The organism is Micromonospora sp. NPDC023956 (assembly GCF_040639195.1).
GTDB lineage: Bacteria > Actinomycetota > Actinomycetes > Mycobacteriales > Micromonosporaceae > Micromonospora.
The window spans coordinates 728,719-743,295 of the sequence record NZ_JBEZZN010000002.1 but is presented as its reverse complement, the minus strand read 5'-3'; the positions used below and the strand labels follow the sequence as shown (position 1 = coordinate 743,295).

The 14,577-nt window shown below is 73.0% G+C and carries 17 protein-coding genes; 12 read left to right on the top strand and 5 right to left on the bottom strand.

Features of this window, described 5'->3' with window-relative positions:
• Window positions 1–94 precede the first annotated feature (94 nt).
• The 5 genes from AB0F58_RS05930 (at window position 95) to pheA (ending at window position 3,510) form a co-directional block, all read left to right on the top strand.
• Complete coding sequence (locus AB0F58_RS05930) at window positions 95–835, top strand: hypothetical protein (protein WP_357138466.1); 741 nt, start codon at window positions 95–97, stop codon at window positions 833–835.
• A gap of 169 nt (window positions 836–1,004) precedes the next feature.
• Window positions 1,005–1,466, top strand: coding sequence for a hypothetical protein (locus AB0F58_RS05925; protein WP_357138463.1), 462 nt, complete (start codon window positions 1,005–1,007; stop codon window positions 1,464–1,466).
• An 84-nt stretch (window positions 1,467–1,550) separates the two neighbouring features.
• Window positions 1,551–1,940 (top strand): ACT domain-containing protein, encoded by a 390-nt coding sequence (locus AB0F58_RS05920; RefSeq protein WP_357138460.1) that lies wholly within the window; start codon window positions 1,551–1,553, stop codon window positions 1,938–1,940.
• 81 nt (window positions 1,941–2,021) lie between these two features.
• Window positions 2,022–2,543, top strand: a complete 522-nt coding sequence (locus AB0F58_RS05915; RefSeq protein ID WP_357138457.1) for a hypothetical protein — start codon at window positions 2,022–2,024, stop codon at window positions 2,541–2,543.
• A gap of 10 nt (window positions 2,544–2,553) precedes the next feature.
• Entirely contained in the window at window positions 2,554–3,510 is a 957-nt protein-coding gene (gene pheA, locus AB0F58_RS05910; protein ID WP_357138455.1) for a prephenate dehydratase, read from the top strand.
• Between the two features lie 81 nt (window positions 3,511–3,591).
• Here the strand turns inward: pheA and AB0F58_RS05905 are convergent, their stop codons facing one another.
• From AB0F58_RS05905 to AB0F58_RS05895, 3 genes are all read right to left on the bottom strand, one after another.
• Complete coding sequence (locus AB0F58_RS05905) at window positions 3,592–4,314, bottom strand: AIM24 family protein (RefSeq protein WP_357138452.1); 723 nt, start codon at window positions 4,312–4,314, stop codon at window positions 3,592–3,594.
• Window positions 4,315–4,407: 93 nt separating this feature from the next.
• On the bottom strand, window positions 4,408–4,770 hold the full coding sequence (locus tag AB0F58_RS05900; RefSeq protein WP_357138449.1) for a metallopeptidase family protein: 363 nt from the start codon (window positions 4,768–4,770) through the stop codon (window positions 4,408–4,410).
• Window positions 4,771–4,845: 75 nt separating this feature from the next.
• A complete protein-coding gene (locus AB0F58_RS05895; protein ID WP_357138446.1) occupies window positions 4,846–5,277 on the bottom strand; it encodes an OsmC family protein in 432 nt (143 codons plus the stop codon).
• Between the two features lie 271 nt (window positions 5,278–5,548).
• Between AB0F58_RS05895 and AB0F58_RS05890 the strand changes: the two genes are divergently transcribed.
• From AB0F58_RS05890 to AB0F58_RS05880, 3 genes are all read left to right on the top strand, one after another.
• A complete protein-coding gene (locus tag AB0F58_RS05890; RefSeq protein ID WP_357138444.1) occupies window positions 5,549–6,394 on the top strand; it encodes a hypothetical protein in 846 nt (281 codons plus the stop codon).
• Between the two features lie 150 nt (window positions 6,395–6,544).
• Window positions 6,545–7,366, top strand: a complete 822-nt coding sequence (locus AB0F58_RS05885; RefSeq protein WP_357138441.1) for an HAD family hydrolase — start codon at window positions 6,545–6,547, stop codon at window positions 7,364–7,366.
• Window positions 7,366–8,205, top strand: a complete 840-nt coding sequence (locus AB0F58_RS05880; RefSeq protein WP_357138438.1) for an HAD family hydrolase — start codon at window positions 7,366–7,368, stop codon at window positions 8,203–8,205. The genes AB0F58_RS05885 and AB0F58_RS05880 overlap by 1 nt, the downstream gene beginning before the upstream one ends.
• 7 nt (window positions 8,206–8,212) lie before the next feature.
• On the opposite strand, the gene AB0F58_RS05875 is transcribed toward AB0F58_RS05880, so the two are convergent.
• Window positions 8,213–8,812: a bacterial proteasome activator family protein gene (locus tag AB0F58_RS05875; protein ID WP_357138435.1), complete on the bottom strand. Its 600-nt coding sequence runs from the start codon at window positions 8,810–8,812 to the stop codon at window positions 8,213–8,215.
• 153 nt (window positions 8,813–8,965) lie between these two features.
• Between AB0F58_RS05875 and AB0F58_RS05870 the strand changes: the two genes are divergently transcribed.
• Together AB0F58_RS05870 and AB0F58_RS05865 are read left to right on the top strand one after the other, a co-directional pair.
• A complete protein-coding gene (locus tag AB0F58_RS05870; RefSeq protein ID WP_357138432.1) occupies window positions 8,966–9,763 on the top strand; it encodes an alpha/beta hydrolase in 798 nt (265 codons plus the stop codon).
• An 89-nt stretch (window positions 9,764–9,852) separates the two neighbouring features.
• The gene (locus AB0F58_RS05865) at window positions 9,853–11,040 is read left to right on the top strand and encodes an ABC transporter substrate-binding protein (protein WP_357138430.1); all 1,188 of its coding nucleotides are present in this window, start codon (window positions 9,853–9,855) and stop codon (window positions 11,038–11,040) included.
• A gap of 62 nt (window positions 11,041–11,102) precedes the next feature.
• On the opposite strand, the gene ddaH is transcribed toward AB0F58_RS05865, so the two are convergent.
• Window positions 11,103–11,936: a dimethylargininase gene (gene ddaH, locus AB0F58_RS05860; RefSeq protein ID WP_357138428.1), complete on the bottom strand. Its 834-nt coding sequence runs from the start codon at window positions 11,934–11,936 to the stop codon at window positions 11,103–11,105.
• A 59-nt stretch (window positions 11,937–11,995) separates the two neighbouring features.
• On the opposite strand from ddaH, the gene AB0F58_RS05855 reads away from it, so the two are divergent.
• On the top strand, window positions 11,996–12,454 hold the full coding sequence (locus AB0F58_RS05855; protein WP_357138426.1) for an Lrp/AsnC family transcriptional regulator: 459 nt from the start codon (window positions 11,996–11,998) through the stop codon (window positions 12,452–12,454).
• 185 nt (window positions 12,455–12,639) lie between these two features.
• Window positions 12,640–14,550 carry a beta-propeller domain-containing protein gene (locus tag AB0F58_RS05850; RefSeq protein WP_357138423.1) on the top strand — a complete coding sequence of 637 codons (1,911 nt, stop codon included), beginning with the start codon at window positions 12,640–12,642 and terminating at the stop codon, window positions 14,548–14,550.
• The last annotated feature ends 27 nt before the right edge of the window (window positions 14,551–14,577 follow it).

The following is a 14,577-nucleotide window of genomic DNA, read 5'->3' as shown; positions in this document are numbered from 1 at the left end:
CACTCACTCCGGTGCTTCGACTTGCCGACACACCGGTCTAGCCACGTAGGGTAGTGAGGACATAACTTCGAGGGACCTTTTGCCGGAGGTCGCGATGTCTGTCTTTCCCGCACGCCGAGCTGTATCCACCAGCCGGGCACTGCCGCCCAGGGGGGTTCCACAGTCCCACATCGAGGCCTCCGGCCTCCCCGCCCCGGTCCGGCCCTCGCCGTTCGGGTGGGCGCGTCGTCGACGCGCCGAGAAGGGCGCCCGCCGCCTGGAGGCCGCAGGGGCCCGCGCTCTCGGTCAACTCGACACCCTCGGGCCGGCCTGGCACGTGGTCGAGTGGCCGCGGGCGGATCTGGCCGACACGCTGCTCGACCCGGTCCAGGACGACCGCGCCGGGTTCCTCGCCATCGGCCCCAGTGGGCTCTTCGCGATCAGCATCGTCGACCACGGCCGCACCCGCGTGCTCGTAGCCGGGGACGTCGTCCAGATCAACGGCAAGCGCCCGCCGTACGTGACGGAGGCCCGCCGGGACGCGAAGCGGGCCAGCAAGGCGCTCACCAAGGCCGTCGGCAAGACCATCCCGGTGACGCCGGTGCTGGCCTTCGTCGGCTCCGGGGACATCAGCGTCTACGGTCTGCCGAAGGACATCCTGATGGCCACGCACCGGGAACTCGACCGGCTGCTCATCGCCGGCGGCGCGCGGATCAGCCCGGCCACCGCCGAGAAACTCGCGCAGGTCGCCCAGCATCCCGGCACCTGGAACAACGGCACGTACCGTCCAACCGCCGACTACCGGTGGTACGAGGAGAGCCGAATGGCCGCTGACAAGCGGGCCAACCACCGGTAACGTCACCGGCGACGCTACGCGGCCGGCTGGGTCCACCACAGGTCCGCGCCGTCGCCGGTCAACCGCTGGCGGGCACCCGCCCCACCTGCGGTCCGGTGGCTTCCGCGGGTCGCCGGTGGGCGGGCGGCCGGCCAGAATGGACAGCCCGGCGGTGCACAGAGGAGGCTCGGTGGCCCACGTCGAACTCTCGCTTTCGGACGTTTTCGCGCCAACGGCGCGGATCCCGACAGAGCCCGGGTTCGACAACTTCGGGCAGTGGTCCGCCACCGTCTCCGGGGCCCTGGAGCCCTGCCTGCTCATCGACCACGAGACCAAGGTCGTCGCCGTGTCGGCGTCCGGTTGCGAACTGCTCTGCCTGGGTGCGCCGGACGACCTGATCGGGCTGCCGTTGCTCGACGGCGGGCTGCGCCTGCTCGACTTCACCGCCAACCGGGGCGAGCTGACCGAGCAGGAGGTCGACAAGATCCCCCCGCTGATGGCCCTCTCCTCCGGTCGACTCGCCCGGGGCCTGCTCCGGGTGCAGGCCTCCGCCGCGAACTGCTCGGACGCCACGGTCGACGCCATCTCCACACCGGTGCTCGCCGACGGCGGCGTCGTCGTGGGTTGCCTCACCTTCTTCTCCGAGGTCTGAACTCCGGCCTTCTCCGGGGCCTGAACCCCGGCGAGCGGTGGAACGGCGTATACCGGGGCTTCCCCGACGCCGTAAGGTGCCCTCATGCTGGATGTCGCTCTGCTGCCGGGCGAGTACGCTGTGTGCCGGCTACCCGCCGGTGCCGCCCTCCCACCCGCGCTCTGGAGCGATCTCGACACCGGACAGGTCGTCTCGGTGAGCTGGGCCGTCGACGGTGTCTCCCTGATCTGCCCGATGGACCGGGTCCCCGGTGGTCTCCTGGTGGAGACCGCCTGGCGGTGTCTGCGTGTCGTCGGCCCGCTGGACATGGCGGTGACGGGGACCCTCGCCGCACTGGTCGGCCCGCTCGCCGCGGCCAGGGTCAACGCGGTGGCCTTCTCCACCTACGACACCGACCACCTGCTGGTGCCGGCGGTACGCCTGACCGAGGCGACGGCCGCCCTGTGCGGGGCCGGACACCGCATCGCCGACTGACTTCACCCCGGGCCCGTCCCGTCCTACCATGGGCAGGCCCCCGCGTCGGAACGACGTCCACCTATGCCCAAGGACCGGCTCGTGCCCACCACGCTCTCCCGGCTGCTGGCGTTCAGCCTGCTGACCGTCGTACTCGGCGGGTGCGGGGTTCCCCCGGAGCTGGAGCGGTACCCGGCCGACCGGCCGACGCCCACCGCCGCCCCGTCCGCCACTGCCGCCCCCGGCCCGCCCACCGGCCTTCCGCTCCCGCCGCCGACGCTGCTGCCGACCGCCCCCGGCTCCTCGGGCGCGGTCGCCGTCGCCTGTCGCAACGGCCCCTCCGCCGAACAGGTCGTCCGGCTGGTACGCGGCTCGGCCGGAGTGCTGCCCGGCGGCACCGGGGTCCGGGCACGCAGCGGTCCGCTCTGCGCGGACAACTGGCAGTACACGGTGCTCGCGGTCTCCGGGTACGAGGACCTGACCGTGGTCAGTCAGGGGCGGTCGGGTTCGCTCCGGCTGGTCACCGCCGGCACCGATGTCTGCACGATCGACGTGCGCACCGCCGCGCCGACCGGGATCCGGACCCTCGCCTGTGACGGTACGGGCGGCCTACCGGGTGCGTAGGCTGGTCGACATGCCGGGAACACCGCCGACGCGTTTCGTCTACCTCGGCCCCGAGGGCACCTTCGCCGAACAGGCGCTGCGCACCGTCCCCGCCGCCGAGCGCGGCACCCGTACGCCCGCGCGCAGTGTCGGCGAGGCGCTGGACAGCGTGCGGGTGGGGGAGGCCGACGCCGCCCTGGTGCCCCTGGAGAACTCGATCGGCGGCGCGGTCGGCGTGACCCTCGACGAGCTGGCCGAGGGGGAGCCGCTGGTCATCACCCGGGAGGTGGTCCTGCCGGTGGAGTTCGTCCTCGGGGCCCGCTCCGGCACCACCCTCGACGACGTCCGGAGCGTGGCGGCCCATCCGCAGGCCTCCACCCAGTGCCGGAACTGGCTGCGGGCTCACCTGCCGGACGCGGTGGTGGTGGACGTCCTCTCCAACGGGGCCGCCGCCGGCGGGGCTGCCGCCGGCGAGTACGACGCGGCGGTCTGCGCCCCGATCGGTGCCGCCCGGCATCGGCTGGCGGTGCTCGCCGACAAGATCGCCGACCATCCGGACGCGGTGACGCGGTTCGCCCTGGTCTCCCGGCCGGGGCCACCGCCTCCGCCGACCGGCGACGACCTCACCTCGCTGGCCGTCTACATCGCCCACGACCGGGTCGGTGCACTGTTGTCGGTGCTCATGGAGCTGGCCGTGCGCGGGGTTAACCTGACCCGGATCGAGTCCCGGCCGACCGGCGAGGCGCTCGGCCGGTACGTCTTCTTCCTGGACTGCACCGGCCACGTCGCCGACGTCCGGCTCGGGGAGGCGTTGCAGGGACTCCGTCGGGTCTGCGCGGACGTCCGCTTCCTGGGGTCGTACCCCCGGCACCGCTTCAGCGACGCGGCGGGTGACCGCCCGGTCCCCGCTCCCGCCGGCCTCTCGGACGTCGACTACGTCGACGCGGCGGCCTGGCTGGCCCGGATCCGCGCCGGCAACCAGCCCTGATCCGCGAACCGCTGGCCGGCTCCGGCCGGGGCACCTGCCGCACCGGAAGATGCGGGCCCGGTGCCCCGACCGTCGGGTCGGTCAGCTGAGCAGGTTGCCGAGCAGGCCGCCCTGCTGTTGCTGCTGGGTGCCGCTGCCCTGGATCGGCGGCTCCTCGGAGGGCTGGACCACCACGAAGCCCTGACCGGCGAAGCTCATCGTGAACGCCTCGCCGGTGCTCCGGCCGAGCAGGGTGCCCAGGCCGAGCTGCTCGGCCCGGTGGTAGCCGGTCTGGAGGTTCGCCGACCAGCACACGGCGGCCTGCGGGTCGACGTAGGTCGGCGCGTCGACGTTGAGCACCACCGGAGTGCCCTTGGTGGTGATGGCGATCCGACCGTGGCCGCTGAAGACGCAGTTGAACAGGCCGGACGCGGCCATCCCGGTGCCGCCGACCATCTTGATGTCGTACTGGAGGCTCGAGTCGAAGGCCAGCACGCTCGACCCGTTGATGGAGAGGGCGTCGCCGGGCTCGAGGTCGATGATGTGCACGTCCTTGGCGAAGTCGGCGAGGAAGACGTCACCCCGACCGGTGATCTTCATCAGTGGGACGCCCTCACCGGTGAGCTTCTGCTTGAGGAACTTGCCGAGGCCACCGGAGCCGAGGGCCTGGAACTGCACCTGTCCCTGGTACGCGACCATCGAGCCGACGCGGGCCATCGCCTCGCCGTTCAGCTCGATCTTGAGCATCTTGGAGTTCTGCAGCCGCATGCCGGGCTGGGCGGACTCCTTCTCCAGGTTCTCCGCGGAGAACAGCGCGCTGCGCATGGGTCTTCCTCCTGATTTAGCCGGTGTCCTGCTGGAGGGTAGGCGAGCAGCGCAACCGGCCGACAGGGCCGACCGGCCCGGTCGGTGCCCTGGTCAGCCCCAGCCCAGCTCGTGCAGTCGGTCGTCGTCGATGCCGAAGTGGTGGGCGATCTCGTGCACCACGGTCACCGCGACCTCGTCGACGACGTCCTCGTCGCTGTCGCAGATGCGCAGGATCGGTCGGCGGTAGATGAGGATGCGGTCCGGCAGGACTCCGGAGTAGTCCCAGCCCCGCTCGGTCAGCGCGTGCCCCTCGTAGAGGCCGAGCAGTTCCGGTTCACCGGGTGGCGGGTCGTCCTCGACCAGGATCACCACGTTGCTCATCAGGGTGAGCAGTTCCTCGGGCACCTCGTCGAGGGCGTCGCCGACCAGCTCCTCGAAGCGCTCGCGACTCATCTCGACCGGCACGTCACCCATTCTGCCGCAACCGGTGGCCCCGGCGTCGTCCACGGCCCGGCAGTGGCGTCACGACCACGCCGGGCCGGGGCGGACTCAGGACGCCAGGCGGGCGGTGAGGCTGATCTCGGCGCCCGGGGAGAGCAGCCGGGAGATCGGGCAGTTGCGCTTCGCGGCCTCGGCCAGCTCGGTGAACGTCGCCTCGTCGATGCCGGGGACCTGCCCGGTGGTGTCCAGCTCGATGCGGGTCACCGTCATGCCGGCGTCGGTCTTGTCCAGGTGCACCCGGGCGGTGGTCGCCACGGAGGTGCCCGGCGTACCCGCGTCGGCGAGGGCCTTCGAGAGGGCCATCGAGAAGCAGGCGGCGTGCGCCGCACCGACCAGCTCCTCCGGGTTGGTCCCCTCGCCCTCCTCGAAACGCGACGTGAACGAATAGTTCCCCTCGTACCCTCCCTGGCCGGTGCGGAGCGTGCCGGAGCCCTCGGTCAGGTTGCCCTGCCAGCGGGCGGATGCGGTTCGGATAGGCATGCCACGACGCTATCCGAACCGGCGTCGCCGGGCGACCGGTTGCGCCCCGCCGGGTCCGCATCGCGGCACCCGCCGCCGGGTCCTGCATCGCGGCACCGCCGCCAGGCCCTGCATCGCGGCACCGCCGCCGGGTCGAAGCGCAGGCCAACACCCCCGGGGGCGGGGACGGCCGGCACGCCGCGCCCCCGGCCCTTCCCCGTCGGCTGTGTCATGATTCGGCACAGACCCGCGAACGCTGCAGCTCGGACCCGCGACCGCGGAAGGGTGGCCGATGTCTCAGGATCTCCCCATTCCCCGTCAGGGCAACCGGTCCGACGGCGCGGCCGTCCTGGACTGGGGCCCGACCGACCCCGCGCCGGACCGCCTCACCCGTACGGTGGCCGGACTCGGCCGGGATCCCCGGCTCGCGGTCGTCCTGGTCGGGCTGGGCGGTGCCGCCGCACTCGCCTCGTTGACGGGCGAGTGGCTGGTGATGACCGTGCCGGAGAACGGGCCGGAGGGCAGTGGCAGTCTCCGCGTCCCCGGCGGCGTCTCGGAGGTGGGCGGCTTCGGGGTCGGCTACCTGGTCGGACTGCTCGGCCTGACCGGCGCGGCGGCCCTGGCCCTCGGCGGCACGCGGGACGCCCGGCGCAACGCCCGGGTACTCGGCTCGGGGCTGGCGGTGGCCCTGCTCGCGCTTCTCGTCGCCGCCGCCGTCTCCCTCGACGACTCCACCCGGCGGTCCCTCTTCTACAGCGCCGACAGCGGCTTCCGCGTCGACTACGGGCGGGGCCTGGTGATGGCCTTCGTGGGGGTGGTGCTGCTCGGGGCGGCGCTGCGGCTGAGTGGAGCGGCCGACCGCCGGCCGGACGCCGGTGGCGGTGCGGGTGCCGGCGGGGTCGGGTCGGAGGCCGGAGCCCCCGGCCACGGGACGGCGGCCCGGGACGACGTGACCGGTTCCCCGCACCTCGCGACGGCGGAACCGGACGGTTCGGCGGCGGAACCCGCCGACCGGCCGTGGTGGTCGAGGCGGCGGAGCCGGGTGACGGAGGACGAGCCGCCCGCGCCCGAGGGGCTGACGGTGGAGCCGTCGGCCCCGTTCGCCCGTCCCGAGCCACCCGGCGGGACCGGCGGGTAGCCGAACCGACACCGGGGGTCGGTGGTCGGTTCGCCGTCAAGTCGTGGTCGGGAACAGTCCGGCGAGGTACGGTTGCTGCCCGCCGTCACGCACGGCGAGGCTCCGACGACCAGTTCGGCTGGCGCGGCGGCGGCGGGCGAAGGAGGAGCGATGACCCGCCCGGGACTGCCGAAGATGATCGCCACCGACCTCGACGGAACGCTCGTCCGCAGCGACGAGACGGTTTCCGCGTTCACCCACGGGGTGCTCGACCGGATCCGGGCCGCCGGCATCCCGGTGGTCGGCGCGACCGGCCGGGGGCCGCGACTGACCGAGCTGACCCGCAACGACATCCGGGCCGCCGACTACCTCGTGATGGCCGGCGGTGGCCGGGTGGTGGACCAGAGCGATCCGGCCGGCCCGGTGGTGCTCCGCGACCAGCGGCTCTCCGCGGCGACGCTGGCCGGGATCGTCGCCGACCTGGAGGCGGCGGTCGGTCCGCTCACCGTGATGGTCGAGGCCCTGGACGACTCGGGTGCCCCGCTCTGGGGCGACTACCACCCGAGCTGGCCCTACCAGGACCTGTTCGAGGCGCGTACCCGCGCGGAGTGCCTCGCCCACGACGTGATCAAGGCGTTCGCGCGTACCCAGGACCACCACGTGGACGAGCTGCTGGAGGTGGCGCGGGGCATCGTGCCCGCCGAGGTGGCCACGCTCACCCAGGCCGGGCTCGGCTTCGTCGAGATCTGCCCGGCCGGGGTGGACAAGTCCACCGGGCTCGCCGTGGTCGCCGAGGCGCTCGGCGTGGATCCGGCGGACGTGCTGGTCTTCGGGGACATGCCCAACGACCTGCCGATGTTCGAGTGGGCCGGCTGGGCCCGGGTGGCGGTCGCCAACGCCCATCCGGCGGTGCGGGCCGCCGCCGACGAGGTGACCCTGCGCAACGACGACGACGGGGTGGCGGTGTACCTGGACCGGCTACTGTCCGGGTGATGGACCCGACCCCTCCTCCCACCTCCATACGCCCCACCCCCCGGCTCGTCGCCACCGACATCGACGGCACCCTGCTCGGCCGGGACCGGACGCTGAGCCCGTACACCGCACGGGTGCTGGAGCGGATCAGCACCCGGGGCACCCCGGTCGTGCTGGTCACCGGCCGTCCGATCCGCTGGCTGCGGCTGGTGTACGAGCAGCTCCACGCGCCGCTGCCGGCGATCTGCGCGAACGGCGCGGTGGTCTACGACCCGGCCACCGACGAGGTGCTGCGCGCCGACCCCCTCGCCCCGGAACTGCTCGCCGAGGTGGCCCGGCGGTTGCGGGCCGCGGTGCCGGGGGTGAGTCTCGCGGTGGAGGTGGTGGACAGCCGCCAGATGCGGCACGAGGCACACTTCCCGCTGCACTGGGACGCGGACCCGACGGTGATCCGGGCCGTCGAGTCGCCGGAGGAACTGCACGCCGTGCCGGCGGTGAAGCTGCTCGTCCGGGCGGGGGTCCAGGATCCGGACCAGTTCACCTCGGTGGTGGCGGAGGCACTGGCCGGGCTGGCCGAGGCCACCCACTCGTCCGGCTCCGGGCTGGTGGAGATCTCCGCCTCGGGGGTGACCAAGGCCGCCGGGCTGGCCTGGTACTGCTCCCGGCTGGGGCTGTCCGCCCGGGACGTACTGGCCTTCGGTGACATGCCGAACGACGTACCGATGCTGACCTGGGCCGGCCGGGCGGTGGCGGTGGGCAACGCGCACCACGCCGTCCTGGCGATCGCCGACGAGGTGACCGGGGCGAACACCGAGGACGGCGTGGCGACGTACCTGGACCGGGTCTTCGGCCCGAGCTGAGGCCGGGTCAGAGGTACTGGCCGGTGCTGTGCCCCTCTCCGGGCGAGGGGGGCATTCCCGGCATACCGGGCATGACTGTGGCGGGGCCGCTGGGCAGCGCCTGCCGGCCGGACCGCATCTGCTCGAGCTGCACCCGGGCGGCCATCTGCTGAGCGACCAGCGCCGCCTGGATGCCGTGGAAGAGGCCCTCCAGCCAGCCGACGAGCTGGGCGTGGGCGATCCGCAGCTCCCCCTCGCTCGGGGCCTTCTCCTCGGTGAAGGGCAGCGAGATCCGCTCCAACTCCTCGCGGAGTTCCGGGGCCAGCCCCTCCTTCAGCTCGACGATCGACCGCTCGTGGATCTCCCGCATCCGGTGCCGGCTGGCGTCGTCGAGCGGGGCGGCCTTGACCTCCTCCAGGAGCTGCTTGATCATGCTGCCGATCCGCATCACCTTGGCCGGCTGCTCGACCAGACGGGTCGGGTCCTCGTGATGCGCCTCGTCGGTCTGCACCGTGCCCACCGGTCGGCCGTCCGGGCCGACCACCACCACGGTGCCGGAGTGCCCGGTGCCGTCCCGGCCCGGCTCGTCGTTCTGTGCAGCGGAACGTCCTTCGGTCATGGCACCCATCCTTACCCAGGCCGGGATGCCACCGCTCGCCGGGCGGCGTCCCGGTGAGCAGTGGGGTGTGTGGGACGTTACCCGCCGGCCCGGTAGCCGACGGGGCGGTGCTGGCGCCCGCCCCGCTCCTCAGCCCGCAGCCGGTGGCACTAGCGTCGCGGTATGTCCACCGATCCCCGTGCGGTGCTGACCCGCCCCGCCCCCGCCCCGGACGCCACGCTCGCCTACGGCGCCCTGCCGGACCAGATGGCCGACCTGCGCCGTCCGGTGCGGGCCGGATCGGCCCGGCCGCTGGTCGTGGTGGTGCACGGCGGTTTCTGGCGGGCGGAGTACGACCGCACGCACACCGGCCCGCTGGCGGCCGGCCTGGCCGGGCTCGGGTACCCGGTGGCGCAGGTGGAGTACCGGCGCACCGGGCAGCCGGGGGGCGGCTGGCCGGGAACGTTGACCGACGTCCGGGACGCGGTGGCCGCCCTGCCCGGCCTGGTGGCGGCGGCGCTGCCGGACCGGGTGGCCCCCGGGCCGCCGCTGCTGGTGGGACACTCCGCCGGTGGCCAGCTTGCCCTGCACGTGGCCGCCACCGCCCCGGAGACGGTGGCCGGGGTGCTGGCGCTGGCCCCGGTGGCGGACCTGGCCGAGGCGTACCGCCGGGACCTGGACGGTGGGGCGGTGGCCGCGCTGCTCGGCGGCGGCCCGGCGGAGGTGCCCGACCGGTACGCGTACGCCGACCCCTCGATCGCGCTTCCGCTGCGCACACCGACGGTGATCGTGCACGGTGCCCGGGACGAGCACGTGCCGATCGCCCTGAGCCGGACATTCGTGGCGAAGGCGAGCGCCGCCGGGGCACCCACGACCCTCGTCGAACTACCCGACTGCGAGCATTTCGGGCTTATCGATCCGGATTCGTCGGCCTGGCCGGAGGTGGCCGCTGCGCTGCGATCATTACAACAAGATCAATGACCATTGACGCAGCGTCGGGGAGGGAGTAGAACGCCGAAGGGACTGCGACCGACCAGGCACCACCTCCCGGAAGGAACTTGGTGTAGTAGATGAACCGCAGGCGGGTGCTCCAACTGTTGGCCGCAACGGTGGGGACGACAGGGCTGACGGCCGCGTGCGGCACCGACGCGGGGGACGACACGCCGGCCGCCGGCAGCCCCATCAAGATCGGGTTGATCGCGCCGCGGACCGGCGGCTACAAGCCGATCGGCGACGAGATCCTGAACGGTTTCCAGCTTTTCCTCGACCTCAACGACCAACGCCTCGGCAACCGGCCGGTCACCCTGCTCACCGCCGACGAGGGGGAGAACGCCAGCACCGGCAAGGCGGCCGTCGACAACCTGCTCCAGCAGGGGGTGCTCGCCCTGACCGGAGTGGTCAACTCCTCGGTCATGGTCGGCATCCGGGACACCGTCGAGCAGGCCCGGGTGCCGCTGGTCGGCTCGGACGCCTCCCCCGCCACCCTGCAGAGTGTGGTCTACATCTGGCGGACGTCGTACGTGCTCGACGAGCCCGGCCGGGCCCTGGGCCGCTACCTCAAGCAGCAGATGCCGGCGAAGAGCCGGGTGGTGATCGTCGCCCCGGAGAACGTCGGCAGCCTCGACGTGGTCAAGGGGTTCACCCAGGAGTTCGGGGCCTCCGACCCCCGGCTGATCGGTGAGCCGATCTGGACCCGCTTCTCCACCAACCCGGACGGCGACTTCTTCTCCACCGAGATCGGGCAGGCGTTGGCCCGTGACCCGGACGCGATCTTCTGCTTCTACGCCGGCTCGGCGGCCGTGCAGTTCATCCGCCAGCTCCGCGGTGCGGGCTACCGGGGCCCGATCTACGCCCCCGGTTTCCTCACCGAGGGCTCGGTGCTCAGCGAGATCAAGCCGGCCGAGGCAGCGAACATCATGACCTCGCTGAACTACTCCGCCGACCTGAACAACGCGGCGAACCGGCGGTTCGCGGCGGCGTACCGGAAGAAGCACAACGCCTCGCCGACCACGTACGCGACGGCGTCGTACGACGCGGCGCAGGTGCTGGACAAGGCGATCCGGCTCGCCGGCGCGAACGCCAACTCGCAGCAGGTGAACCTGGCCCTCGGCAAGGTCGGTCAGATCGACAGCCCGCGGGGTTCCTGGCAGTTCAACCAGCCCCGGACCCCGCAGCAGCGGTGGTACCTGCGCCGGGTCCAGCTCGACGGGCAGGTGCTGGCGAACATGCTGGTCAGCGAGCTGGCCACGCTGGGCTGAGCGACGGCTCCCCGGGTCGGCGACCGGTTACCGGTCGTCGACCCGGGAGCGACCGGTTCCGGTCAGTGCCGCAACTCGGCGATGCAGCACTTCACGCTGCCGCCGCCCTTCTTCAGCTCGGTCAGCTCGACCGGCACCGGGGTGTACCCGGCGGCCTTCAGCTTCTCGGCCAGTCGGGTGGCCTCGCTGTTGAGCACCACGTTCGCCCCGTCACTGACCAGGTTGAGCCCGAAGGCGAGGGCGTCGGTGTCGTCGGCGACCACCGCGTCCGGGAAGAGCTGGGCCAGCACCCGTTGGCTGGCGTGCGAGAACGCGCCGGGGAAGTAGACGACGTTGGTGTCGTCGATCGCGGCGAGCGCCACGTCGAGGTGGTAGAAGCGCGGGTCGACCAGGTGCAGCGAGATCACCGGACGGCCGAGCGCCTCCTGGGCCTCCGCGTGGGCGGCCGGGTCGGTGCGGAAGCCGTAGCCGGCGAGTACCAGCCCGCCGTGCGCCTCCGGCACGTACGCGAAGTCGCCCTCGCCCTCGTTGGTCTCGTTCGGGGCGATGAACCGCCAGCCCTGCTCCTCGTAGAAGGCGCGGTGCGTGGCGGCCTCGGCGGCCCGCTGCTCGTGCTTGAAGCGCGCGCCGTAGACGATGCCGTCGACCACGAACGCGCCGTTGGCGGCGTAGACCATGTCCGGCAGGCCCGCCTGCGGTTCCAGCAGGTGCACGGTGTGGCCGAGACCGACCAGGGTTTCCCGTAGCCGGTCCCACTGCTTGACGGCCAGTGCGGTGTCGACCGGCGTGGTGACGTCCATCCACGGGTTGATCGCGTACTCGACCGCGAAGTGCCCGGGCGAACACATGAGATATGTCCGCTTTCGCGGCACTCGCTGCTGGTTCACGATGACCAAGATTAGGTACGGTAGACCGTCGTCAACAGCCACAACCGTTGCTTCCGGGGGGCTGAACGTTGCAGATCGACGCCGTTGACCAGCGAATCATTGCGCTGCTCGTCGCGGACGCCCGCGCCTCGTACGCGGAGATCGGTAACCGCGTCTCGCTCTCCGCCCCGGCGGTGAAGCGGCGGGTCGACCGGTTGCGCGCCACCGGCGTGATCCGGGGGTTCACCGCGGTCGTCGACCCGGCCGCCGTCGGCTGGACCACCGAGGCGTTCGTCGAGCTGTTCTGCGCCGGCCGGACCACCCCGGCGCAGATCGGTGCGGTCGCCCGCCGGAACCCCGAGGTGGTCGGTGCCTACACCGTCTCCGGCGAGGCGGACGCCCTGGTGCACCTGCGGGCCGCCGACATGGGCCACCTCGAACAGGCACTGGAACGGCTCCGCGCGGAGCCGTTCGTCACCTCGACCCGCAGCGCCATCGTGCTGTCCCGTCTGGTCGAGTCGCCCGGGGTCGGCCCCTCCACCCACTGAGCCGACCGCCCGGGGCTCGCCCCTCCCCACCCACCGAGCCGACCGCCCGGGGTTCGCCTCCCCCTCCTCCACGGAGCGAACCGCCCGGATTCGCCTCCTCCTCCCACGGAGCGAACCGGACGACCGGGCAGGGAGGGGCGCGACGACACGGAACCGTGCGGGCACCCGGCGCGTCGGAACGCTTCATGAGACGGGGAATTGTCGCCCTCACCGCACTCACGCTGGTGGCCGGCTGCACGGCCGACACGTCGCCGCGGAACCCGCCGGAACGTGCCCCGGCCGCCCTGCGCCTGGTCGCCTTCGACTCCTGTGCGGACGCCCTGGCCGACCTGCGCGCCGCCGCCCGGGGTTCGGTGGGCCCGTGGGGCCTGCCAGGCGGCCCGCAGCCACAGCTCCTTTCGGCCGAAGGCGGTGGCGCGCGCACCGCTGCCGGCCCGGCCGCCGCCGCACCGGCGCCGCAGCCCCACTCGGCCACCAACAACCACGAGGCCGACGCCGACGAGCCCGACCTGGTCAAGACCGACGGAAAGCGGATCGTCACGCTCACCGGGGGTGTGCTGCGGGTCGTCGACCCCGTCCGCCGTGCGGCTACCGGCCGGCTCGACCTCGAACGGGTCGCCGAGGACGGCGACTGGGCGACCGGGCGGCTGCTGCTGCACGGCGACCGGGCACTCGTCCTCGCGCACCTGCCCGGCTCCCCGGAGGTGCTGCCGGCCCCCGGTACCGACCGCCGGGCCCTTCCGCACCCGCTGGCCGCCGGCCGCACCGGCGTGCTCCTGGTCGACCTGACCGGCACGCCACGGGTGGTCGGTGAGTACCGGGTCGACGGCGAACTGGTCGACGCGCGGACGATCGGCGACACCGCCCGGGTGGTGGTCCGGTCCCGGCCCCGCATCGCCTTCCCCGCGCCCGTCGGGGACGTCACCGACGCGGAGCGCACCGCGGCGAACCGGGCCGCGATCGACCGGGCGCCACTGGAGGACTGGCTGCCCCGGTACGAGTGGACCGACGGCGGCGGCCGGCGCAGCGGTCAGTTCCCCTGCGACCGGCTGTCCCGGCCGACCGGACACACCGGCACCGCCCTGCTGAACCTGCTCAGCTTCGACCTCGGCACCGGACGGCTCGGCGACGGCGATCCGGTCGGTGTGACGGCGGAGGGCGAGACCGTCTACGCCACCGCCGCCAGCCTCTACGTCGCCGACCACCGGCTCGGGCGAGCCGGCACCACCCGGAAGCTCGGCTCCGGCGCGGCGGCCGGGCCGGTGACCGGGCTGCACCGGTTCGACCTCACCGCACCGGGACGCCCCCGGTACGTCGCTTCCGGCGCCGTCCCCGGTCACCTGCTCAACCAGTACGCGCTCTCCGAGTGGGAGGGACACCTGCGGGTCGCCACCACCACCGACCCGGACGGTCGGGTCCGGGGCGCGACCTCCAGTTCGGCGGTGTACGTGCTGCGGACCGACGGGAACGAGTTGCGCCGCGTCGGCGCGGTCACCGGGCTGGGCCGGGGCGAACGGATCTTCTCGGTGCGCTACCTCGGCGACACCGGGTACGTGGTCACCTTCCGGGAAACCGACCCGCTCTACTCGCTCGACCTGCGCGACCCGACCGCGCCGAAGGTGACCGGGGAACTGAAGATCACCGGCTACTCGGGGCACCTGCAACCGGTGGGCGAGGGTCTCCTGCTCGGAGTCGGACAGGAGGCCGACGAGCGGGGTGCCCGCCAAGGGCTGCTGGTCTCCCTCTTCGATGTCGCCGACCCGGCGAAGCCGACGCGGATCGCCCGCTACCACCGGGCCGGGTCGTACTCACCGGCCGAGCACGATCCGCACGCCCTGCTGTTCTGGCCGGCGAGCGGACTGGTGGTGCTGCCGGTGTCCGGCCCCGGAAGCGGCGGTCAGGGGGCCCTGGTGCTGCGGGTCGACGGGTCGAGGCTCACCCAACTCGGATGGATCACCCGCCCCGGCGTTGGGCATCGGGGCGGGATCCTCCGTTCCCTGGTCGTCGGCGACACCCTCTGGACCCTCTCCGACGCCGGTCTTCAGGCCACCGACCCGACCGACCTCGCCGAGCAGGAGTGGATCCCGGCGACCTGATCCTTTCTCCCCTCGACGGGTGGGGCC

Bases quoted from the DNA above. Each gene is read 5' to 3' on its own strand.
- AB0F58_RS05920 (WP_357138460.1), top strand. From the start codon at position 1,551: ATGCTGGATGTCGCTCTGCTGCCGGGCGAGTACGCTGTGTGCCGGCTA.
- AB0F58_RS05880 (WP_357138438.1), top strand. From the start codon at position 7,366: ATGGACCCGACCCCTCCTCCCACCTCCATACGCCCCACCCCCCGGCTC.
- pheA (WP_357138455.1), top strand. From the start codon at position 2,554: ATGCCGGGAACACCGCCGACGCGTTTCGTCTACCTCGGCCCCGAGGGC.
- AB0F58_RS05900 (WP_357138449.1), bottom strand. From the start codon at position 4,770: ATGGGTGACGTGCCGGTCGAGATGAGTCGCGAGCGCTTCGAGGAGCTG.
- AB0F58_RS05850 (WP_357138423.1), top strand. From the start codon at position 12,640: ATGAGACGGGGAATTGTCGCCCTCACCGCACTCACGCTGGTGGCCGGC.
- AB0F58_RS05890 (WP_357138444.1), top strand. From the start codon at position 5,549: ATGTCTCAGGATCTCCCCATTCCCCGTCAGGGCAACCGGTCCGACGGC.
- AB0F58_RS05905 (WP_357138452.1), bottom strand. From the start codon at position 4,314: ATGCGCAGCGCGCTGTTCTCCGCGGAGAACCTGGAGAAGGAGTCCGCC.
- AB0F58_RS05895 (WP_357138446.1), bottom strand. From the start codon at position 5,277: ATGCCTATCCGAACCGCATCCGCCCGCTGGCAGGGCAACCTGACCGAG.
- AB0F58_RS05930 (WP_357138466.1), top strand. From the start codon at position 95: ATGTCTGTCTTTCCCGCACGCCGAGCTGTATCCACCAGCCGGGCACTG.
- AB0F58_RS05870 (WP_357138432.1), top strand. From the start codon at position 8,966: ATGTCCACCGATCCCCGTGCGGTGCTGACCCGCCCCGCCCCCGCCCCG.
- AB0F58_RS05885 (WP_357138441.1), top strand. From the start codon at position 6,545: ATGACCCGCCCGGGACTGCCGAAGATGATCGCCACCGACCTCGACGGA.
- AB0F58_RS05875 (WP_357138435.1), bottom strand. From the start codon at position 8,812: ATGGGTGCCATGACCGAAGGACGTTCCGCTGCACAGAACGACGAGCCG.
- AB0F58_RS05865 (WP_357138430.1), top strand. From the start codon at position 9,853: ATGAACCGCAGGCGGGTGCTCCAACTGTTGGCCGCAACGGTGGGGACG.